We start from the raw sequence: 22,346 nt of genomic DNA, 5'->3' as shown, positions 1-22,346 counted from the left end.
CTTCCTGCAATTCAAGCGATGGACCCCAGCAACCGCGGCAGATTCGCCGCAGCCTGCTGCCTGCTGACAGAGAGGCGATGCAGCTGTGCCAGTTTCTCGGTGTCGGTTTCCTGCAGGCCCCTGACCACCGCCGTCAGAAAGTACAAACGCGACTGCCTGATCCAGCGGGCCAGGCCTTCATGTTCTCCCCAGCGTAGTTGGTTACCCAGGTAGACCGCCCACATTCTGATCCAGTCCGTGGGGACGTGAGGCGGGGGGACCATGGTGCAAAGCGCGTTCATTTGCGCTTGATCGTCCAGGTGGCTTTCCACATAAGCGATCAAGGCCGCGCTGAACAAGGGTTGGCAGGTGCTTACCATCAACAGGTTAATCTTGCCGCCGTCGAACACCTTCATTTCAGGCAGTGACGGGATGGCACTGGCGCTGCAGTCAATGTGCAGAGTACCCGGGCTCGTGGCGATGCTGCCGTGCTCGAGCACAATGCGCGTTGGCTCGATCACTCGCACCCGCCCCAGGCGCACAATGTTGTCGATGCGTCGAAGCTCACGTAATTCCGCCTGTGTGACGGTGGCGCAGCGGTAAGCAGTGGGTTCCACTGACTTGTCTATGCGCAGGAGCTGGCCCGTCGCCTCAAGCCTGGAGAACAGGTCCGGGATCGAGTCTGCGGTTGTGATGGCCTCAAATTGTGCCGTGAGGCCGCCGATTGTTCGTTCGAAGCTGTCGAGGCCAGGTTGCAGGTTGGCCCGGTCGATCAACCACGGGTCATTCGGCATGATCCAGCAGATTTTTTCGGGCGCAATACCGTTTTGCAAACACCACAGGCAAGCGTCGATCCCGGTCTTGCCCGATCCCACCACTACGTAGCCAGAGTGCGGGTGCCGGATCTTCGGCAGGTCGTTCAATGGCACGCATTCCACGCCGGGTTCCACCCTGTACCTGGGCGGGTGGGTCGAGGGAACTGCCGTCTGGGCATGGGTGGCGTCCACCACCTTTTTGTGCACCCGGACCTGATGGTGTGCGCCGCTGACCAGCGAGGTAAAGCGGTGGTCGTCAATGCGGTCGCCGGTGTAGTTGCACATGGGGAAGTAACGGACTCGACCTGACGGCAGAAACTGCTGATTCATCACCTGGTCGAAGTAGCTCACCACCTCGGCGCCGGAGGCTAGCTCATACAAGCCCTCGTTCAGTTGCGCCTGGTCTTTCGTTGCGCTGCCCAGTTCCCGTGAGTTGACGCCATAGAAGGCCGAGGGCTGGTGCAACCGGACGAACGGGTAGGCATCATTCCAGTGCCCGCCAGGTCGCTCGTGTCGATCCACCATCATGACGCGTGCATTGGTTTCCTTGAGTAGCGTATCGACGAAAGCCATGGCCGTCGCGCCAGCACCAATGATCAGGTAGTCGGTTTCGATCAGATTTTCGTCCATATGCTTGCGCCTTTCTGAAGGTTGCTCCTTCTCAAGTTCAGTAGATTAGCTACCTGTACCAAGCCCAATAGAACGAATGCTCCTCACTCAAATAACCGATGGAATTAATGGCTGCGGCCGCAGTGATCATTAGCGCCGGCGGGCATGCTATTGCAGTGAATTCGCGTGAGGGGCCTTCACGCATGACGATTTCCCGGTCCTACAGGCAGTACTGGCTGGTGGGTAGCACGTCGATCCTGTCGAAATCGATGAAGCGGCTGCAGCTGTCCATCATCGCGGCCAGGTTGCGCTGGAATTTCGCTTCGTCGCCCACCGCATCGAAAAAGGCCATGGGGTCGGTCATGGCCGCTGGCGGAAAACATTCTTCGACTATGGCATCGATCCGTGGGGCACCATGCGTCAGTGCCGACACCACCAGGTTTTGCACGTACTGGAAGTTGGCTTGCGTGTCCACGGCCACCGTCGTGTGATGGTTGCGCCAGATGTCCAGCCAGGCCTCGGGGGTCAGGCGTGGAGGGCGGGTCAGCAGGGCCAGTTGGGCAAAGCCGTGGGTACGCTCACCGAGCGTTGCAGGGAAGCGAGTATTGGCGATGGCGACCGACTCGCAGACCAGGTAGGCGGCCATGCGCGCCGTTGCCGCGCTGATCAAGTGGTCGAAAGGGCGACGAGCCGGCCCGTTGGCACTGTCCAGCCACAGCGACAGGCTGCCATCGGGCAATGGCCGGTTGTTTTCCTGGCGCAGGCCGGCTGCAGGCAGAACATCGGCATCGGCCAGGTTCAATTGCACACCACGGGCACCGAGTGCCTGCAATTGCCCGGCGACCTCACTGCGCAGGCGATGGGCGAAGGTATCAGGACTGACTTGAGTATCACGCCACAGCAGATAGATGACTTTTTCCATAGCTATCAAACTCCTCGTTGCGGTTGATGGATGGAGCAGCGGTCGTGCTGCCGGGTCCATCCGGATGACCGAAAATCCCTGGCGTCATAGTCATTCAAGGTCCGCGCCGGGTAATACCTCAAACAGACTATTGACCCGCAATATGAGGGCAATGGCTGCGCCGCTCGACGCCGGGCAGCCCTGGAGAACAGCAGCTAAGCTTTCCTGCGCTGGGGCGGCAGTGGAAGTGTTGCCTTGGGATGGTCCATGTCTGGCAAGGGAGCCCCCCGCCATGAGTGCCGAACAGCGTCATTACAGTCCACCAACCCTCCTGGTGGTCGATGACACGCCCGATAACCTGATGCTGATGACTGATCTGCTCAAGGATCGCTACCGGGTCAAGGCCGCCAATAGCGGTGAAAAGGCTTTGCGCGTACTACAGGGCGACACACTCCCGGACCTGATCCTGCTTGACGTGATGATGCCCGGGCTGTCCGGCCATGAAGTGGCGCAGCAGCTCAAGCGCGACCCGCGTACCCGCGATATTCCGATCATCTTTCTGACGGCCATGGCCGCGACCGAAGATGAGATCCATGGCCTGGAACTGGGCGCTGTCGACTACATCACCAAACCGATCAGGCCGGCGCTGGTCCTGGCGCGGGTGGATACCCAGCTCAAGCTCAAGGCGGCGCAAGACTTCCTGCGTGATCACAACGACTATCTGGAGCGGGAAGTGGAGCGCCGGACCCGCGAGGTGATTGCGATCCAGGATGTGGCCATCCAGGCCATGGCTTCACTGGCCGAGACTCGCGATAACGAAACCGGCAACCATATCCGGCGGACCCAGCATTACATCAAGGTGCTGGCCGAGCATCTGCGTGATCATCCGCGTTTCAGTCATTTTCTCACCGAGGACACCATCGCGTTGCTGTTCAAGTCGGCGCCGCTGCACGACATCGGCAAGATCGGTATTCCCGATCATATCCTCCTCAAGCCGGGACGCTATACCGAGGAAGAATTCGAGATCATGAAGACTCATACAACGCTGGGACGCGACGCCATCCAGCATGCCGAGGATCAGCTCGGTATTCGCGCCGAGTTCCTCAGCCTGGCCAAGGAGATTGCCTACAGTCACCAGGAAAAATGGGACGGCAGTGGGTATCCGCAGGGGCTGGCGGGTGACGACATCCCCGTCAGCGCCCGGTTGATGGCGGTGGCTGACGTCTATGACGCGTTGATCAGCCGTCGGGTCTATAAAGCGGGGATGCCCCACGCGCAGGCCGTCGAGATTATTCGTCAGGGGCGAGGCACGCACTTCGACCCGGACATCTGCGATGCCTTCCTGGTCTGCGTTGAACAGTTCCAGACCATTGCCGAGCGCTTCGCCGATACCGAACAGGACATGGCCGGCCAGCGGGCTGCCCTGGAGCGTATCGGCCAGACTCCGTGAACCCGTTACTGCCCTATATCAGTGTTTTCATCAGGTCCACGAGGACAGGTCATGGCCGGATTGCGCACCCTGCTTGAGCGCCTCGCGCTGCGTCACAAACTGATCCTGGGTTTTGCAGCGCTGCTGCTGTTGGTGCTGGTGCTCGGCGTGCAAAGCCTGCGCACCCAGCAATCGCTGAAGCAGGACATGCAGAACCTCTACCTGCAGGAACTGGTCGGCATGGAGCACTTGCAGGAAGCCCGTGTGCAATTGCCCCATATGATGCAAGCACTGCAACGTGCGGTGGGCACCGACAGCGCGCAGATTCGCGTCGAATCCCTGCAGCAACTGCATGAAATCCGCGAAGGCCTGCAGCAGGCTGTGGCCCACGCCAAAGTGACCCTCAGGCGTGCGGAGAATCTGGCGCGTCTCTCCGAGTTCGACCTGCTGCAGCAACAGTTGCAGCGTTATAGCGACCAAGCCTTTGTATTGATCGACCAGGGCCAGCAGAGTAGGGCGTTGTTGCTGCTCAATAGCAGTGAGTTCCAGCAACTTGCCCAACAGGCCGACAGCCTTTTGTACGCGATCGCCCAGATCAAGGAAGCCTCGATTCGCGACACGGCCAAGGACATTGCCGAGTTTGCCGAACACAGCACCATGCTGACTTACGTACTGTTGTTCGGTGGCTTGTCGCTGGCGTTGCTGTTGTCCTGGGTCGTCAGCCAGTCGATCCGCAATCCGCTCAACCGGGTGCGAGTGGCGGTAGACCACTTGGCCGCCGGGCAGCTCGATCAACCGATTCCCCACACCGACATGAACAACGAAACCGGCGATCTGGCGCGGGCCATCGCCAAACTGCAGACCGAGTCCCAACAACTTGAGCGTCAGCGCTGGATCAAGGCGCATACCGCCCAATTGCAGGTCGATCTGCAGCAGGCAGAAACCCCAGCCGAACTGGCGCAGGTGTTCCTGCAATGCATGGCCAGCCTGCACGGAATCTGCCAGGGGGTGCTGTACAGCGCACAGGAGGACGCCGGTACGCTGCTGCTGATGGGCCGCTATGCCACCGATTCCGAGCGGCCGCCCGAGGCGCAAGTCATGTTCGGCGATGGCCTGTTGGGGCAGTGCGCGGTGGATCGCCTGCCGCGTCAGTTTCAGGCGATGCCGGAGCAATACTGGCGTTTGCGCTCGCCGCTTGGCGAGGTCCCGGCCCGTTGCCTGCTGCTGCAACCCATTGTGCGTGGCGAGCGGCTGCTGGGCGTGCTCGAACTGGCTGGCCTGGAGCCATTGGGTGAGCGTGAATTGCTGCTGTTGCAGGAAGCCACCCCACGCCTGGCCGCGGCCATGGCGATTCTGGAGCGCAATCAGGCGGTCAAGACCCTGTTGGCGGAAACCCGGCGTCAGGCCAATGAAATGGCGGAACAGGCGCTGCAACTGGAGCAGCAGGCGCAGGCACTGGAAACCCAGCAATCGGCGTTGCGTGCCACCGAGGCCTGGTATCGCGGGATTATCGAAGCGGCGCCGGACGGCATGCTGGTGGTGGATGCCGAAGGGCAGATCCTGCGCACCAATCGTCAACTGGATCAGCTGTTCGGCTATAGCGCCGGTGAGTTGCTCGGCGAGTCCATCGATCGTTTGGTGCCGTTGGCCAGTCGCGGGCGCCACGAGGCGCTGCGCAAGGGCTTCACGGCCCACGGCGCCACTCGCCAGATGGGGGCCAACCTGGACGACTTGCAAGGCGTGCGCAAAGACGGAAGTCTGTTCTCGGCAGAGATCAGCCTGTCGCATTTGCCGAGCCTGGAAGGGGGCGGCGTCTGCGTGTGCGCTTCGGTGCGCGACGTGAGTGAACGCCGTCATCTGCAGGCGGCACTCAAGGCCAGCGAGGCACAGTTGCGCGCGGTACTCGACAGCAGCCCGGTGGCCATGGTGATCAGGGACGTCGATGGCCGCCCGACCTACTGTAATCCGCAGTTCGACAGCTTGTTCGGGACTCGTCTGGCTGAACTCGAAGGTACGGATCCGGCGCAGTTCTGGGTCGACCCGCAGGCACACCAGCGCTTTCTCGCAGCGGCAGCGCAAGGTCCAGTGCTGAACTTCGAGACCACCCTGCAGCGCGCTGGAGGCGAACGCGTCGACGTATTGGTTTCGGCCATCACGATGACGCTGGGGGAGCGGGGCATGGGGGCCAATTGGTACTTTGATATCACCGACCGCAAGACCGCCGAGGCTGAGGTGCAGCGCGCACGCGAGGCCGCAGAAGAGGCGACTCGGGCCAAGAGCAACTTCCTGGCCACCATGAGCCACGAGATCCGCACGCCGATGAACGCGATCATCGGCATGAGCTACCTGGCATTGCGCACCGAACTCGACCACCGCCAGCGCAACTACATCGAAAAGGTCCATCGCTCGGCGGAATACCTGTTGGTGATCATCAACGACATCCTCGACTTCTCCAGGATCGAAGCCGGCAAGATGCACCTGGAGCATATTCCCTTCCACCTCGAAGCCGTGCTCGACGGCTTTGCCAGCATGATTGGCCTGAAAGCCGAGGACAAAGGCCTTGAGTTGTTGTTCAGCACCGATGCCGAGCTGCCGACCGCCTTGATCGGCGATCCGTTGCGTCTTGGCCAGGTGCTGATCAACCTGGGCAACAATGCGACGAAGTTCACCGAGCAGGGCGAGATCGTGCTCGGTGTAGAGCTGCGGGGCTCGGCAGGAGAGCAGGCGCAGTTGCATTTCTGGGTACGGGACACCGGGATTGGCATGAACGCCGAGCAATGCTCGCGCCTGTTTCAACCCTTCAGCCAGGCCGATAGCACCACCACCCGCAAGTACGGTGGCACCGGATTGGGCCTGGCCATCTCCCGGCATCTGGTGGAATTGATGGGCGGGCACATTTGGGTAGAGAGCGAGCCGGGCCATGGTTCCACCTTTCATTTCGAGGTGAGCCTGGGCGTGCAGCGCGACAGCCATTTGCGGCGCATGGTGACCGCCGACGAATTGCTGGGCAGCCGTGTGTTGGTGGTCGATGACAACGCCAGCGCGCGCGAGATCCTGTCCAGCATGGCCCGCAGTTTTGGCGTGGAGGTGGACGTCGCGCAAAGTGGCCGGGCCGCACTGGCCATGCTGGTGGAGGCCGAGGCGAAGGTGCTGCCCTATGATCTGGTGCTGATGGATTGGCGCATGCCAGGCATGGACGGCGTGGAAACGGTGCGGCAGATGCAGGCCGCCAAGCTGGCGCAAACGCCGTCGGTGATCATGGTCACTGCGTTCGGTCGCGAGGAGGCCCGCGAGGAGGCCAGTCGGCACGGCATTCAATTGCCGGTGGTACTGACCAAACCGGTGACGCCGTCCACTTTGCTTGAGGCGCTGGGCTCGGTGCTCGGCAAGATCCCCCAGGCCGATACCCGGGTCAGTGAGCAATTCGGCCAGAGCGCCAGCGCCCTGGCCAGCCTGTGTGGCGCGCGACTGCTGTTGGTGGAAGACAATGAGCTGAACCGCGAGCTGGCCTGTGAACTGCTGGAGAGCGCCGGGATCGAGCTGTGCCTGGCCGTTCACGGCGCGCAAGCGCTCGAGCAACTGCAGCGTGACGCAGACTTCGATGGTGTGTTGATGGACTGCCAGATGCCGGTGATGGACGGTTATACCGCGACCCGCAAGATACGCGAGCAGCCACGCTGGGCGAATCTGCCGGTGATCGCCATGACTGCCGACGCCATGGCGGGGGACCGTGAGCGCGCGCTGGCCTGCGGCATGAACGACCACATCTGCAAACCCTTGAACGTCGACGACATGTTCGCCACGTTGGCCAAGTGGATACATCCACGAGCTGACCGTGGCGCGATGTCGGCCGACGTTTCGCCGCTCACCACGGTGCCAGTGGCGAGCCTGCCAGCCAGCCTTCCCGGTATTGATTTGAAAGCGGGCCTGGGCACCTGCATGGGCAAGGTCGAGCTCTATCTGCGCCTGCTGCGCAATTTTCGCTCCAGCCACCAGGCTTTTTGCGCCGAGTTCCTGGCTGCCCGAGGTCAAGGCGATTCTTCGGCGACGGTCAGACTGGCCCATACCTTGCGCGGTACGGCGGGCAACATCGGTGCTGTTGAAGTGGCGAGTGCAGCCGGCGCGCTGGAGCAGGCGTGTCTGAACGATGGGGCGGGCGATGGGGTGGAGCAGGACCTGGCCGATCGGCTGGTGGAGGTCGAGCGTTGCCTGACACGGGTGCTGGAAGGCTTATCGGTGCTCGGCGAACCGACATCGTCCACAGACTCATCAAGCGCGCCACCGGGCAGCGAATGGCATGCGCAATTGGCCCACGTCCGGTCTCTGCTGGCCGAGAGCGACACCCAGGCGCTGACGGCCTTGCTCAAACTGCAGGGGCTGGCTTCAGACCCGCGGATGACCGAGCAGTTGCTTCGGGTTGTGCGGCAAGCGGAGTGCTTCGATTTCGATCAGGCGCTGGAGTTGCTTGAAAACCTGTCCTGATCATTAAATCGGTGGATCGGCCGCGTGGGCATACGCATCAGGCTGCCTTCCAGTGGGTAGGCGCGGCAATCGATATCGCCCACATCCCGGGCCAGCCCTGAGTCTTCGACATCATCGCCGTTGAGCGTCAGGCCGAGCATGGCACTGGGCAAGGAGCGCCCGCGTTGGTAAACGGTCAACAATTCCTCTCGCTGCAGCAGCTCGCCGCGAGGCACGCCATTAGCGTCGAGGATGAACAGCTCGAACATTTCAATATCAGGGTTCTGCGCTCCTCAAGAACCTCGATTTAGGTTAACTGACTTACTCAGGGCGTGAAGCTGACGGTCGCCTTAGCCTGCGTTCAGATTGAACAAACCGGCCTTTGTGTCAGCCCAAATCGGGGCATTGGTTATTATTTTATTCAAAAACCGACATGTGGGTGTCGGTGAAAAATAAGTTGTCGTTTATAGATATCTCTCGCGTATGTGCTACGAATGTGCACAACGTTGATGAGCGCAGGCTCAAATTCAAGCGTTTTCCTTATGGCTCCCGCCCTGAAAACCCTCAGCATAGAGACATTGGGTGATGTCGTTTTTGGATCCACTCAAAGTTATGTAATTGGGTATGACCTTTGCAGGTTGAATAGGAACAAACCCACCAACTTTTGGATGGGAGAATAAAAAGAGCCTTTGCCTGAGGCCATTCGCCTGCTTTGTGTGAGGAGATACCGCGATGACGTCGTTCAACTCCGGGGCCCAACCCCAGAACCGTGCGCCTCAATCCATCGGCTTTCTGCTGCTGGACAATTTCACGCTGATTTCTCTGGCGTCCGCTGTAGAACCGCTGCGGATGGCCAACCAGTTGTCCGGTCGCGAGCTGTATCGCTGGACCACCCTCACCGTTGATGGCGGCCAGGTCTGGGCCAGTGATGGCCTGCAAATCACCCCTGACGCCTCCATGCACAAAGCCCCACCAATGGACACGATCATCGTTTGCGGTGGCGTCGGCATTCAGCGCACGGTTACCCGTGAACACGTGTCCTGGTTGCAAAGCCAAGCCCGTAAGGCCTGCCGCCTCGGCGCGGTGTGCACCGGCAGCTGGGCCCTGGCCTGCGCCGGCCTGCTCGATGGTTTCGATTGCAGCGTGCACTGGGAGTGCCTGGCGGCGATGCAGGAAGCTTTCCCGCGGATCGTAATGAGTACCCGTTTGTTCACCCTCGACCGTAACCGCTTCACCAGCTCCGGCGGCACCGCGCCGCTGGACATGATGCTGCACCTGATCAGCCGTGATCACGGGCGTGAACTGTCCGCCGCGATCTCGGAAATGTTTGTCTACGAGCGCATCCGCAACGAACAGGATCACCAGCGCGTGCCGCTCAAGCACATGCTCGGCACCAACCAGCCGAAGTTGCAGGAAATCGTCGCGCTGATGGAGGCCAACCTTGAAGAACCGATCGACCTTGACGAATTGGCGGTGTATGTCGACGTGTCCCGTCGTCAGCTGGAGCGGCTGTTCCAGAAGTACCTGCACTGCTCGCCGTCGCGTTACTACCTGAAACTGCGTCTGGTCCGTGCGCGCCAGTTGCTCAAGCAAACGCCGATGTCGATCATCGAAGTGGCTTCGATCTGTGGCTTCGTGTCCACGCCGCACTTCTCCAAGTGCTACCGCGAATACTTCGGTATCCCGCCGCGTGACGAGCGCGTCGGTTCCAATACCGCGCAGCAGGTGGCGATGATACCGCTGCCGCCAGCATTGGTGCTCTCGCCGTTGGCCGGTTCGATGTCAGCTTTGAGCCAGGCACGTAACGAGTCAACTTTTGCCAGCGTTCGTCTATAAATCTTCACCCCTATCCTGCGAAAGCGTAACGTTCGCAGGATAGGGGGGCTTCATTTTAGTGTTGTGCTGAGGCAGGACTTACTCGACGGCTTTGACCATGTCTTCGATGACCTTTTTAGCGTCGCCGAACACCATCATGGTCTTGTCCAGGTAGAACAGTTCGTTGTCCAGGCCGGCGTAGCCGCTGGCCATCGAGCGCTTGTTGACGATGATGGTCTTGGCCTTGAACGCTTCGAGGATCGGCATGCCGGCAATCGGCGATTTCGGATCGTTCTTCGCGGCCGGGTTGACCACGTCGTTGGCGCCCAGCACCAGCACCACGTCGGCCTGGCCGAACTCGGAGTTGATGTCGTCCATCTCGAACACCTGGTCGTAAGGCACTTCGGCCTCGGCCAGCAGCACGTTCATGTGGCCAGGCATACGACCGGCAACCGGGTGGATCGCATACTTCACGGTCACGCCGCGATGGGTCAGTTTCTCGGTCAGTTCCTTCAGCGCATGCTGTGCCCGCGCTACCGCCAGGCCGTAGCCCGGCACGATGATCACGGTGTCGGCGTTGGTCAGCAGGAAGGTCGCGTCGTCAGCCGAACCGGATTTCACCGGACGGGCTTCTTTCGAACCCGCCGGGCCGGCCGCATCCGCCGTATTGCCGAAGCCACCGAGCAGCACGTTAAAGAAGGAACGGTTCATCGCCTTGCACATGATGTACGAGAGGATTGCGCCGGACGAACCCACCAGCGAGCCGGCGATGATCAGCATCGAGTTGTTCAGCGAGAAGCCGATACCCGCCGCTGCCCAGCCGGAGTAGCTGTTGAGCATCGACACGACCACTGGCATGTCCGCGCCGCCGATCGGGATGATGATCAGCACGCCGAGCACGAAGGCCAGGGCCAGCATCACGGCGAAAGCGGTGTAGTCGCCGGTGAGCATGAAGGTCACGCCCAGGCCCAGTGTGGCCAGGCCCAGCAGCAGGTTCAGCTTGTGCTGGCCACTGAACTGTACCGGTGCACCCTGGAACAGGCGGAACTTCTGCTTCATGAAAAAAGAGCCGCCCGACAGCTTGCCGAAGGCAATGACCGAGCCGGAGAAGGTGATTGCACCGATGGCGGCACCGAGGAACAGTTCCAGGCGGTTACCGGCCGGGATCGCGTCACCGAGTTGCTTGACGATGCCCAGCGACTGCGGCTCGACCACGGCAGCCACGGCGATGAACACCGCCGCCAGGCCGATCATGCTGTGCATGAAGGCGACCAGCTCCGGCATCTTGGTCATTTCAACGCGTTTGGCCATGATCGACCCGGCAGTGCCGCCGATCAGCAGGCCGACGATCACGTAGACGATCCCGTCATGTGCAAGTTCGGCGCCGAGCTTGTAGATCAGGCCGACCGTGGTGAGGATCGCCAGGCCCATGCCGAGCATGCCGAACAGGTTGCCACGACGCGACGTGGTGGGATGCGAGAGGCCCTTGAGCGCCTGGATGAAGCAGACCGAGGCGATCAAATACAGGGAAGTAACCAGGTTCATGCTCATGCTTGCTGCACCTCAGCCTTGGCTGCTGCGGCTTTGGCTGCCGGAGCTTTTGCCGCAGGCGCTTTTTTCTTGAACATTTCCAGCATGCGCCGGGTCACCAGGAAGCCCCCAAACACGTTGACCGCGGCCAGGGCCACGGCCAGGGTGCCCATGGTCTTGCCCAGCGGGGTCACGGTCAAAGCCGCTGCCAGCATGGCACCGACGATCACGATGGCCGAGATGGCGTTGGTGACGGCCATCAGTGGCGTGTGCAGTGCAGGGGTCACGTTCCAGACCACGTGGTAACCGACATAGATAGCCAGCACGAAGATGATCAGGTTGTAGATACCGTCAGAGATCAGCATGTCTTCCATTGTTTTTATCCTCAGCCGTTCTTGCGCACGATCTGGCCGTCGCGGCACATCAGGCACGCGGCGACGATATCGTCTTCAAGGTTGATCACCAGTTGTCCTTCTTTATCGAACAACAGTTTCATGAAGTCCAGCAGGTTGCGGGCGTACAGCGCCGAAGCGTCAGCCGCCACGGCGCTGGCCAGGTTGGTCGGGCCAACGATGGTCACGCCATTTTCGATAACCACCTGATCGGCCACGGTCAGCGGGCAGTTGCCGCCCTGGGCCGCCGCCAGGTCGATGACCACCGAACCCGGTTTCATCTGGGCCACGGTTTGCGCGCTCAACAGGGTTGGTGCCTTGCGGCCGGGAATCAGCGCGGTGGTGATAACGATGTCAGCCTGCTTGGCGCGTTCGTGCACCGCGGCGGCCTGGCGCTGCATCCAGCTGGCCGGCATCGGACGGGCGTAACCGCCGACACCGACGGCGCATTCACGCTCTTCGTCGGTCTCGTAAGGCACGTCGACGAACTTGGCGCCGAGGGATTCGATCTGCTCTTTTACCGCAGGACGCACGTCAGACGCTTCGATCACCGCCCCCAGGCGTTTCGCGGTAGCGATGGCCTGCAAACCGGCCACGCCGGCACCGAGGATTAGCACGCGCGCCGCTTTCACAGTGCCCGCAGCGGTCATCAGCATCGGCATGAAACGCGGATAGTAGTGAGCGGCCAGCAACACAGCCTTGTAACCGGCGATGTTGGCTTGCGACGACAGTACGTCCAGGCTCTGAGCGCGGGAGGTACGAGGCGCGGCTTCCAGGGCAAAGGCGGTAATCCCGCATTCGGCCAGCTTGGCGATGGTTTCGTTGCTGAACGGGTTGAGCATGCCCACCACTACGGTGCCGCTTTTAATCAGCGCCAGCTCGCTGTCGCTGGGAGCGACCACCTTCAAAATCAGCTCTGCACCAAACGCATCGTTGGCGCTGCCAATGCTTGCGCCTGCCGCTTCATAGGCACTGTCGACAACGCTGGCATTAATACCGGCGCCGCTTTGTACAGTGACCTTATGGCCCTGGCCGATCAGCTTCTTGATGGTTTCCGGGGTTGCAGCAACCCGTGTTTCACCGGTCTGGGTTTCGAGAGGAACACCAATATGCACGTCAAATCTCCTGCGTGATCTTATTGAGTAAACCCATGCACTACGGATGAATGGGGACGGCAGGGACGGCCGATCAACATGATTGCGCCAAGTCAGAACGATCAATCATCCGAACACTGGCAAAAGTCGATTCGTTTCGTGCCTGGTCGAGCGCTGTCAGCGGTCTGGTCGATGATTGCTGCGTAGTCGCAAGCGTTGCAGGTTTGCGACTCAATTCAGAGCTGGAACGTTCGTCGCTTGGTGGAACACCAAAGTACTCGCGATAGCATTTGGAAAAGTGTGGTGTGGACACGAAACCGCACACATACGCCAACTCTATGATCGACAATGATGTTTGCTTAAGCAGTTGTCGCGCTCGAATAAGACGTAACCTTAGGTAGTAGCGTGACGGCGTACAATGAAGGTATTTCTGAAATAGTCGTTCTAGCTGTCGACGTGACAGATCAACGTATTCTGCAAGGTTATCCAGGTCGATCGGTTCCTCGAGATTGGCCTCCATCAACGCGACGATCTCCTGCAGCTTAGGCTGATGAGTTCCCAGCACATGCCTGAGCGGAACGCGCTGATGGTCCTGTTCGTTGCGTATGCGCTCGTAAACAAACATCTCAGAGATGGCAGCGGATAATTCACGACCATGATCGCGACCGATCAGGTGCAACATCATGTCCAGCGGCGCTGTTCCCCCGGAGCTTGTGAAGCGGTTTCGGTCGAGGGTGAAGAGACTCGCGCTGATGCTGACTCGCGGGAAAGCTTCCTGCATGGCGGCCAAAAATTCCCAATGCACGCTGCACTCGTAGCCATCGAGCAGCCCGGCTTTTGCGAGCGCCCAGCTACCGGTGCACACACCTCCCAACCGTCTGGATTGACGCGCCAAGGCTTGCAGCCAGGTAATGTGCTCGCGGGTAATCACGCTCTGGACTCCAACACCACCGCACACGATTACAGTGTCCGCCACTAATGGATTGTTCCACGAAGCATCCGGAGTGATCGGCACACCGTCACTGGCCCAGACAGGCTCTCCATCGGGGCTGAACGTATGCCAGCGGTATAGCTCTCGCCCCGACAACTGATTGGCCATGCGCAGTGGCTCTACGGCGGACGCCAGGGAAATCAACGTGAATTTATCCAACAGCAGAAAACCAACGGATTGAGTCGTACCGTCGGACACGGTGGAGTTCGATGACATCGTGGTCATGTCCTCACAAAGAGCGATTACGGCCTGAGACACAGGAGCTTGTAATACCCCCCAGCCTCGGCATAGGGAGTATCAGGTTGGGCGCAAGTACCTCCTTGGTTTTATCCCACCGACGTCGCCCTTGCATCCCGCGCAGGCTGACGCGATGTCACAAGACCAATAAAGGAAATCGCCAGCGCCAGGCCAATGGTCGAGCTCACTTCGGTACGGTGTTCCGGGGTGATCATCATGACCGCCAACGCTGCGCCAATGAACGCGATCACCAGCCATGTGAGCCACGGGAATAGCCACATACGAAAGGTCAGTTCGACATTCTGCCGACGTAGCATCCGGCGCATACGCAGCTGCGACACTGCAATGGCCAGGTACACCAGCAAGGCAATCGCGCCGGAGCTGGCCAACAGGAAGTCAAACAGCCCGGCGGGCATGAAGTAGCTCCACACGGTGATCGCTGCGCCCAGCACGGTACTGGCGATGACTGCTGCCCGTGGCACGCCTTCGGAGGAGGTCGCCTTCAGCGCCTTCGGCGCATCGCCACGACGGCCCAGCGAGTACAGCATGCGCGAGGCAATGTAGATCGAGGAATTCATGCAACTGGCCACGGCGATCAGCACCACCACGTCCACCATGAACTTGGCGTGGGGAATGTTCATGATTTCCAGTGCCCGCTGGTAGGAACCTACCTGGGCCAGTAGCGGATCGTTCCAGGGCACCACGGAGATGACCACGAAAATCGACAACAGGTAGAACACGCCTATGCGCCAAATCACCGAACGCGTGGCTTTGGCAATATTCTGCGCCGGGTTGTCGGATTCGGCGGCGGCGATGGTGACCGCTTCAGTACCAATGAAGCTGAACATGATGGTGATGAAAGCGCCGACTACCGCCGACAGGCCGTTGGGGGCAAATCCGCCATGCTCGGCCATCAGTCCGCTCAATCCGCTGACTTCCCGATCGGGAACCCAGCCCATCAGCACGGCAAAACCCACGCCGATGAAACCGATGATCGCCACCACCTTGGCCATGGCGAACCAGAACTCGAATTCACCGTACTTGGAGACACTGAACAAATTGGTGATCACCAACGCAATGATCGACACCAGGGCGAACAGCCAGGCATCGATCTGGGGAAACCATTGGTTCAACACATGGCCGGCCGCCAGTGCCTCGATGGGAATCACCAGCACCCAGAACCACCAGTACAGCCAACCGATGGTGAAGCCTGCCCAACGACCTATTGCCTGGTCGGCATAGGTGGAGAACGAGCCTGTGTCCGGGTTGGCCACCGCCATTTCACCGAGCATGCGCATGACCAGAACGACGAGCAGGCCTGAGAATAGGTACGCCAGTAGGACTGCTGGGCCAGCAGCTGCAATGGCATGTCCTGAGCCAACGAATAAACCGGCGCCGATAATTCCGGCGATAGACAGCATTGTTACGTGACGAGGCTTGAAGCCCTGCGCCAATTGGCCACTCGAATCCTTGGAGTTCGGGCTAATCATTGGTTTTTTTTCTCTGCTGATCGACATTTAAGCGAATTGATAGGGGCAACAGATCATCATTGTTGCCTGCTGGCCTTCCTGAAAGTGGCACCCTTCAAACGCTGCAGTTCTTATCAAACCCATCTTCGTGATGTGGTTATTTCGATGAAAAGATGCGCCACCTTACCCGGCTTGTCCGACGTTTCAGTTACCTGTTCGCGTCGCCTTCTTGTCTGATATCGACACATGCAAATTTAGCGTTCACGGTGAATACCAGTCGGTCATGAAATGGCCAGGCGCAATCATTTTGTTTTGTTGAGGAATCTGCTAGAGCAGCAACGGATGGGGATAGCTTGGAAGGTTTAAACGGGCGAGAAGGTTTCGGGACTAGGGCCGCGAGATCTCTCTGGGACGAGCGGATTGGATGATTACTGCCTGTCGCGACCGGTTGAAAACGACCCTTTGCAGACATTCATAACAATTAAGCTAAAAGGCCGGCTTTAGCCGGTCGCGGTGAACGACGCGAACGATTTGAACGCATTGTCAGGCGTATTCAACGGAATGTTCCATTTAAAAATTTTCTGCCTCGGGTGCACGGAAGGCCTTACTGTAGTAGCCGGACTGGTCGAAACAGCAAACCTGCTTCTTGCCGGATGCAAGCATATCGCAGGCATCACCCATTCGTTTTGCGCGCGTCTTAAGTTGCTTGGCTGAAGTAATCCAGTGTATCCAGTCTACTCGTGCGATGGTCGTCGTATTGTTCCAAACTTTACGAGCCTCAGGAGTGGCTGCCAGTGCCTCCTGAAAATCTGGCGGGATGTCAGGCTCGGGTTCCTTCTTCACAGGGATTAGCTCTAGTGTAACGATATCCCCAACGGCCGCGCCTGCGGCTTCGAGTAACTCTCTACTTACCTGCAGCCAATGGCTCAACTGACCATCCGGCTCAAGGGTTGCCTGGAATTGGTGCCCATTGATTGTGCCTTCAACTGTCGTCCTTCCTCGCCTCGGAAGCTGTTCACTCGCGTCTCTTGGCAGTACTACGAACGCCCACGACGTATCATTGCCAGGCTTTGCCGGACGAAGAAGCTTTGCTTCGAATCGGGATTTCACATCGATTGTTGTCATTGCAACTCCTCCAACTAATACGCCTAACTACTATTTGGCGACATCACTCAGGCAAATGCAGCCTCTACAAACGCCTCTAGCGCCTTGTCTTCCAGGATTTCGATAGAGAAGTGCCCGAAGCGCTTGGGCAACCAGATAATGCGTGTCCCGGACGGGGATTGCAGGTTCGCGCGGGCCATTGGCTTTCCGTTTTCGTCTTCTGGCTGAACACCGGCGACCATCAGTTCGTCATAGGCCTTCTCGATGTCCGGCGTCGAATAGCAGTGGCGATAAATCATCCCTTCGCCCGAGGAGTCCAATAGCTCCCTCAGGTTCCCTGCCAACGGCTGTACCAACATGAAACGCTCTTGACCGATCAGCGCAATCGCGTAGCGCACATGCAGACCACCTCGTTCCCAGACGAGCGTTTTGGAGATCCTGGCGTTCAGTATCTGTGCGTAGTAAGCACAGGCTTCCTCGAGATCCTTGACCAGTACATCGATGTGACTGAACTTCAGTTCCATTACATGCCTCCTGCTGCCCCGGCGTCCTATTGACCCATGGATGAGAAATGGGTACTGATCTCGAGATTGCTCAATCACAGACCGAGGCCAGCATGCCATTAACCACTCTCTGGCGTTGCGATGATCTTGTCGATGTCGACACCGGCAATTACTACCGTAAAACGCTTGGTTTCACAGTGGCTGACCTCAATGTTCACCTTGAATGAAGCGTTTCACCGGCTTCCCCCTGTAAATGAATACGCAAAAATAATAGTACACAGAGGCAGCCCTTCATTCGCATTTGAGGTGGACGTATGTATTCGACGGTGAAGCCGAACTGGGAACCACCTATCAGGCTCTCTATACTGGCCATCTCTGGATGGTAGTTAGAGTGCAAAATATGCCCGTCACACCCAATCAAAATTCCCCAGTCGTTTTGGTCCTGGCTCAACAAAGCGACTTGGACAATCTTGTAGCCATTCGAATTGAGGCTATGCGCGACAGTCTGGAGCGTGTTGGGCGATTTGATCCAGTGCGTGCGCGCGAGCGGTTTCTTAGCGGTTTTGAAGCCCACAACACACACTACATCGAGGTATCTGGAGAGCGGGTTGGTTTTGTAGTGGTCAAGCATCACCACAATGAACTCTTGCTCGACCACTTGTATGTGAGACCGAGCGCGCAAGGATCAGGGATAGGCTCTGCTGTTCTCACACAGATTTTCAAAGAGGCGGATGCAGCTGCACTCCCTATTAAAGTTGGTGCTCTCAAAGAAAGCGCTTCGAATCGCTTTTATACCCGCCATGGCTTCCAATTCGTCGAAAGCAATGAATTCGACAATTATTATGTTCGTCAGAGCGTTCCGCCGGTTGGCCCAGCTTGCTAGCTGGATGTGATGCACCTTGACGTACGTTTTTACACACTCTGGGCCGATTGCTGCCTGTCTCGAAGGGCTGCAAACGACTGTGGATTCAACCGGTCGATGCAACACCCCTAAGCAGTCCTCCATGGCGGACCTGCTGTGCGGAGTTCCCCGTTAACGTGCCATCCAGGCACCTTAACGATGGACGACTCAACGCTTATAACGCAGCGCGTTCACCACTACGCCGAACGCTGAAGAATGCTCACGGCGATTGGGGTAGTAAAGGTGGTAACCGGCAAAAGGTTGGCACCAATCTTCGAGTACCCGCACAAGGCTACCGTCGGCAAGCTCCCTGGACACCATATCTTCTGGCAGGAACCCCAGCCCACAACCCGCGACGGCAGCGCGCAGGATCGGCACGCTGCTGTTGAACGTCCATTGTCCTTCGACACGTGCCTTGAGTTCGTGACCGTCCTTTTCAAAATCCCATTGCATCAGGCTCCCGTGAGTGGGCAGGCGCAAATTGATGCAATTATGTGTGGCCAAATCCCTTGGCTCATGCGGGAACGGTCGTTGTTTGAAGTATTCGGGAGACCCCACTACCGCTATGCGCAATGCTGGCCCGATCGGCACGGCGATCATGTCCTTGGCCACCTGATCACCCAGACGCACGCCTGCGTCGTAGCGCTGCGCGACGATGTCGGAGAGGGCATAGTCGACGGTGATTTCGACCTTGATGTCCGGGTAGTCGGGAAGCACCTTCAACAGCTTGGGCCAAAGAATGTTGTTCGCCGCATGTTCGGAAGCTGAAATCCGCACGTTACCTGCCGGGGTATCGCGAAACTCGCTGACCGCGGCCAGTTCAAGTTCAATTTCGTCGAAGCGCGGCGCCATGGACTGATACAGCCGTTGACCGGCCACGGTAGGGGATACGCTGCGCGTGGTCCGGGTCAGCAGGCGAACGCCGAGCCTGGTTTCGAGCGCGCGCATGGTGTGGCTCAGCGCAGACTGCGAGACCCCCAGCTGTGCGGCGGCGCGAGTGAAGCTGCCTTCGCGGGTAATGACCACGAAGGCTTGCAGATCGTTGAGGTTGGCGCGGGACATTGATGAGAGCCTCTCATACGGAGCGCGGGATTATTCCATGTAATCAGGTTGCGCATGGATGCGCGACCCCAACGAGCCCATCACAGGGTTCTGGCGAAGAACGGCGTCAACTTGCCGAGTGCAGCGTCCACATACTTGGGAACCCAGTAAGTTTCGATGTGCGTTGCGCCGTCGATGATGAACAATTCCTTGTCTTTCGTACCTGTGGCCTTGGGGAACGCATCCTGGGTCATGTACAGGCTGTCGGCCTTGCTGCCGGCGATCATCAGCAATGGCTGATTGATCAGTTTCATCTGGTTGGTGGCGTCGAAACGCATCAGATCCAGCAGGCTGCTCGTGGTGTATTTGAAGGTCGAGTCAGGGTGGGCGTGCGTCTTCCAGTAGTACTCATAACCCTGGCGATACAGCTCGAACGGCAGTTTGGCGATCTGCTCGTCGGTGAGATTGGCATCACCTGAATAGAGCACCGCGCCGCCGGCTGCTTCCTGAGCACGGGCAGCAGAAGCCTGTTGCAGGCGTTGCTCGATGGTGTCCAGTTGCGAGTCGTTGTAGCCATTGCGACGCACCCGGCCAGAGTTGAACATGCTCACGGTCGCCACTGACTTGAATCGCTTGTCGGTTTGCGCCGCGGCCAACGAGTAGCCACCGCCACCGCAGATGCCGAGCAGGCCCAGGCGCTTGCCGTCGACGCCGGCATACTGAGTGATGAAGTCCGCCATGCCGTGAATATCCTCGATACGGTACGCCGGCTTGTCGATGCTGCGCGGCTGTCCGCCACTTGCGCCTTGATACGCGGCATCGGCGGTGATCGTGATGTAGCCTTGTTCAGCCAGGCGCTGGGCATACAGACCGGCGACTTGCTCTTTCACGCCGCCGTTCGGGTGCGCCACCACCACCGTCGGGTAGACCTTCTTCGCATCGTAGTTGGCAGGGGTGTAGACGTTGGCAGCGATGTCCAGGCCATTGAGCTTGTAGCTGACCGGGTGGATGTTGACCTTGCCGGGCTCGTTCTTGGTGATTGCACCGTCGTAAGCCAGGGTGAACGGGTTCTTTTTGTAGTCGGCGGCACCGGCTTCGCCAGCAGACATACCGACCATGGCGGCCATCAGCGAGGCTTTCAGAATGGTGTTTCTCATAAGCGTCTCCGGAGCATTGAAAGGGGGCGTTTGAAAAAGTGTTCTGTCGCCGTCAATCCAGATGTTTTTCGGTCAGAAACCCGGACACCAGGTCCGCGATCTGTACGTTGTTCAAATCCGACATGGGGAAGTGGGTATTGCCCTTGATGCCAATCTCCGGCAAGTGGATCAGCCGCACGTCACCGCCGTGCCGGTTGACGGCATCGCGCCAAAGCCGGGCCATCGTGAGGCGGGCGCGCCAACTGTCCTGGGCGGGCAGGTCGACGGCCTGCTCCGGGATGTTGTCGCCGTAGAGGATCAGGATCGGAATGCGCGTGAGCGCCATGAACTGACCCATCGGCACCGCTGCGCCTTGCACCGTGTCGAACGCGCTGGGAATCGGCGCGGGGACCTCACCCTGCGCGAAGACGAAGCTGCTGCCCGGCTCGAAAGCCACGATGGCCTTGACCTTGTTGTTCTTGATCGCCGTCAACCAACCCGGTCCGCCACCCTGCGAGTGAGTGAACAGGATGCCGGGGCCGATTTTGTCGAACACCGCCGACACGCCATCGGAGACCACGTTCATGTCGAACGGCCCGGTGTTCGGCGTCATCGCGCGGAAGAACTGGTCGCGGGTTTGCGCGTCCCGGGCAACCTGCACACCTTCGAAATAGTCGGGCCACAGGCCGATGCGGAACTGGTTGAACCAGAGCTGCTCGTCCGGGACAGGCTTGACCGTCGCCTCGACCATGCTGCGGCCGGCATCGCCACGACGCGGCTGGTCGATCAGATACACGCCGAACTGGCGACGCAGAAAGATGTTCTGGAAACCTTCCCGGCCATCGGCAGTAGTTTCCCAGGTCTTGGAAAACTGACCGGCGCCGTGCCACATGACGATGGGCAGTTTTCGCGCATCGACCGGGATCTGGTAGAAGGTGTAGGCATGGTCGCCGTGGTAGGTCTGGCCGTCTGGCGTCATGGGCTTACGCGGATTGAACGTGCCTGGTGCGGTGACCATCGTCCCGCCGGCGGCGAAGCTGCCTTGCTCCTGAATCATCAAGGGAGCGGCGGCATTGGCATGGCTTGCACAGGCGGCAAGCCCGCTCAGCAGGGCAATGCTCAGCAGGTTTTTTCCAGTCTTCATGTTCAACCTCCCGAGGCAGCAAGTGCCTGTGTCAGGGCTGTGTCTGCACGTTTGGCGGATTGTTCATCACCGTGCCCGGCGAGAACCGCGATGACCTGGCGCAACTGTTCCTCGGTCAGCCCAACCCGCATGCTCGCCCGCATGTGCGAGCGCAACTGCGATTCCACCCCCGGCGTTGCGGCCAGCGCGCCGACGGTCGCCAGCTCGCGGCTTTGCCAGTCGAGGTTGTCGCGTTCGAAGATGTCGCCGAACAGGTGGGTTTGCAGGAACTGGTTGATGACCGGGGCGAAATCGAACACCGGCCCCTTGACCGGCCCACCCGAAATTCGGGTTTGATTGGTCGTTCCTGCCGCAAGCAAAGCCTCACCGGTTGCAATGGCTCGGCTGGGTTCGCTTCCAGGCGCATCCTGGATGCCACGCTGTTTGCGCGCTTGCACCACCGTCATCAGTTCATTCAATGCATTGAGGCTGCGCGGGAAGCCGACATAGGCGTAGAGCTGCACCAGGATTTCCTTGGTCTCGCTGACCGTCAGGCCGGCGTCCAGGCCTTGGTTCAACGCAGCGTTGAGCTGGGGCATGTCACTGGTCGCCATGAATGCTGCGATCAGCGGAATGGCCTGTTGCCTGGTCGACAGCGTTTGGGCCGCAGGTTGTGTACTGGTCATGGGTTGCGATGCCTCGGCTTTCTGAGTGGCAACACCCGACACCAACCCGAGGCCCAGACACAGGGCTATCAGCGCGGGGAGGGGGCCGGTCTTGCGATGTGCGATCGGTGTGTTAGTGGTCATCGTGGAA

The 22,346-nt window shown here is 59.4% G+C and carries 18 protein-coding genes and 1 pseudogene; 5 read left to right on the top strand and 14 right to left on the bottom strand.

The features are described 5' to 3' along the window. Nucleotides 1-11: 11 nt before the first annotated feature. Nucleotides 12-1,424, bottom strand: a complete 1,413-nt coding sequence (locus WHX55_RS17560) for an FAD/NAD(P)-binding protein (RefSeq protein WP_353740911.1) — start codon at nucleotides 1,422-1,424, stop codon at nucleotides 12-14. Nucleotides 1,425-1,623: 199 nt separating this feature from the next. After that, a complete protein-coding gene (locus WHX55_RS17555) occupies nucleotides 1,624-2,325 on the bottom strand; it encodes an EthD domain-containing protein (protein WP_353740910.1) in 702 nt (233 codons plus the stop codon). A gap of 271 nt (nucleotides 2,326-2,596) precedes the next feature. Between WHX55_RS17555 and WHX55_RS17550 the strand changes: the two genes are divergently transcribed. After that, on the top strand, nucleotides 2,597-3,754 hold the full coding sequence (locus tag WHX55_RS17550) for a two-component system response regulator (protein WP_353740909.1): 1,158 nt from the start codon (nucleotides 2,597-2,599) through the stop codon (nucleotides 3,752-3,754). A 51-nt stretch (nucleotides 3,755-3,805) separates the two neighbouring features. Continuing rightward, on the top strand, nucleotides 3,806-8,215 hold the full coding sequence (locus tag WHX55_RS17545) for a response regulator (RefSeq protein WP_353740908.1): 4,410 nt from the start codon (nucleotides 3,806-3,808) through the stop codon (nucleotides 8,213-8,215). Nucleotides 8,216-8,229: 14 nt separating this feature from the next. Here the strand turns inward: WHX55_RS17545 and WHX55_RS17540 are convergent. Beyond that, nucleotides 8,230-8,463, bottom strand: a pseudogene (locus tag WHX55_RS17540) (glutamine synthetase); the annotation flags it as partial. Nucleotides 8,464-8,926: 463 nt separating this feature from the next. Between WHX55_RS17540 and WHX55_RS17535 the strand changes: the two are divergent. Continuing rightward, on the top strand, nucleotides 8,927-10,030 hold the full coding sequence (locus WHX55_RS17535) for a GlxA family transcriptional regulator (RefSeq protein ID WP_150754866.1): 1,104 nt from the start codon (nucleotides 8,927-8,929) through the stop codon (nucleotides 10,028-10,030). Between the two features lie 78 nt (nucleotides 10,031-10,108). Here WHX55_RS17535 and WHX55_RS17530 read toward each other — a convergent pair whose 3' ends face one another. The 7 genes from WHX55_RS17530 to WHX55_RS17500 all read right to left on the bottom strand — a co-directional run bounded on the left by WHX55_RS17530 (nucleotide 10,109) and on the right by WHX55_RS17500 (nucleotide 17,350). Next, nucleotides 10,109-11,560 carry an NAD(P)(+) transhydrogenase (Re/Si-specific) subunit beta gene (locus tag WHX55_RS17530; protein WP_353740907.1) on the bottom strand — a complete coding sequence of 484 codons (1,452 nt, stop codon included), beginning with the start codon at nucleotides 11,558-11,560 and terminating at the stop codon, nucleotides 10,109-10,111. After that, nucleotides 11,557-11,913 (bottom strand): NAD(P) transhydrogenase subunit alpha, encoded by a 357-nt coding sequence (locus WHX55_RS17525; RefSeq protein WP_150728424.1) that lies wholly within the window; start codon nucleotides 11,911-11,913, stop codon nucleotides 11,557-11,559. The genes WHX55_RS17530 and WHX55_RS17525 overlap by 4 nt, the downstream gene beginning before the upstream one ends. A gap of 11 nt (nucleotides 11,914-11,924) precedes the next feature. Next, on the bottom strand, nucleotides 11,925-13,046 hold the full coding sequence (locus WHX55_RS17520) for a Re/Si-specific NAD(P)(+) transhydrogenase subunit alpha (RefSeq protein WP_353740906.1): 1,122 nt from the start codon (nucleotides 13,044-13,046) through the stop codon (nucleotides 11,925-11,927). Between the two features lie 73 nt (nucleotides 13,047-13,119). Then, the gene (locus tag WHX55_RS17515; RefSeq protein WP_150756599.1) at nucleotides 13,120-14,241 is read right to left on the bottom strand and encodes a GlxA family transcriptional regulator; all 1,122 of its coding nucleotides are present in this window, start codon (nucleotides 14,239-14,241) and stop codon (nucleotides 13,120-13,122) included. Between the two features lie 101 nt (nucleotides 14,242-14,342). Beyond that, a complete protein-coding gene (gene gabP / locus WHX55_RS17510) occupies nucleotides 14,343-15,743 on the bottom strand; it encodes a GABA permease (RefSeq protein ID WP_353740905.1) in 1,401 nt (466 codons plus the stop codon). Nucleotides 15,744-16,292: 549 nt separating this feature from the next. Next, complete coding sequence (locus WHX55_RS17505) at nucleotides 16,293-16,847, bottom strand: YdeI/OmpD-associated family protein (protein WP_150723575.1); 555 nt, start codon at nucleotides 16,845-16,847, stop codon at nucleotides 16,293-16,295. 47 nt (nucleotides 16,848-16,894) lie between these two features. After that, the gene (locus tag WHX55_RS17500) at nucleotides 16,895-17,350 is read right to left on the bottom strand and encodes a VOC family protein (protein WP_353740904.1); all 456 of its coding nucleotides are present in this window, start codon (nucleotides 17,348-17,350) and stop codon (nucleotides 16,895-16,897) included. A gap of 47 nt (nucleotides 17,351-17,397) precedes the next feature. Between WHX55_RS17500 and WHX55_RS17495 the strand changes: the two genes are divergently transcribed. Both WHX55_RS17495 and WHX55_RS17490 read left to right on the top strand, forming a co-directional pair. Beyond that, on the top strand, nucleotides 17,398-17,556 hold the full coding sequence (locus WHX55_RS17495; protein WP_223442844.1) for a hypothetical protein: 159 nt from the start codon (nucleotides 17,398-17,400) through the stop codon (nucleotides 17,554-17,556). Nucleotides 17,557-17,729: 173 nt separating this feature from the next. After that, on the top strand, nucleotides 17,730-18,212 hold the full coding sequence (locus tag WHX55_RS17490) for a GNAT family N-acetyltransferase (RefSeq protein WP_353743062.1): 483 nt from the start codon (nucleotides 17,730-17,732) through the stop codon (nucleotides 18,210-18,212). Between the two features lie 186 nt (nucleotides 18,213-18,398). Here WHX55_RS17490 and WHX55_RS17485 read toward each other — a convergent pair whose 3' ends face one another. The 4 genes from WHX55_RS17485 to WHX55_RS17470 all read right to left on the bottom strand — a co-directional run bounded on the left by WHX55_RS17485 (nucleotide 18,399) and on the right by WHX55_RS17470 (nucleotide 22,339). Continuing rightward, a complete protein-coding gene (locus tag WHX55_RS17485) occupies nucleotides 18,399-19,292 on the bottom strand; it encodes a LysR family transcriptional regulator (protein WP_353740903.1) in 894 nt (297 codons plus the stop codon). A gap of 80 nt (nucleotides 19,293-19,372) precedes the next feature. Further along, nucleotides 19,373-20,428, bottom strand: a complete 1,056-nt coding sequence (locus WHX55_RS17480) for an alpha/beta hydrolase (RefSeq protein WP_353740902.1) — start codon at nucleotides 20,426-20,428, stop codon at nucleotides 19,373-19,375. A 52-nt stretch (nucleotides 20,429-20,480) separates the two neighbouring features. Next, entirely contained in the window at nucleotides 20,481-21,551 is a 1,071-nt protein-coding gene (locus WHX55_RS17475) for an alpha/beta fold hydrolase (protein WP_353740901.1), read from the bottom strand. A gap of 2 nt (nucleotides 21,552-21,553) precedes the next feature. Beyond that, the gene (locus WHX55_RS17470; protein WP_353740900.1) at nucleotides 21,554-22,339 is read right to left on the bottom strand and encodes a carboxymuconolactone decarboxylase family protein; all 786 of its coding nucleotides are present in this window, start codon (nucleotides 22,337-22,339) and stop codon (nucleotides 21,554-21,556) included. Between the last annotated feature and the right edge of the window lie 7 nt (nucleotides 22,340-22,346).

It is taken from the genome of Pseudomonas fluorescens, from assembly GCF_040448305.1.
Taxonomy (GTDB): Bacteria; Pseudomonadota; Gammaproteobacteria; order Pseudomonadales; family Pseudomonadaceae; genus Aquipseudomonas; species Aquipseudomonas fluorescens_BH.
This window is presented reverse-complemented; position numbering and strand designations above follow the sequence as displayed.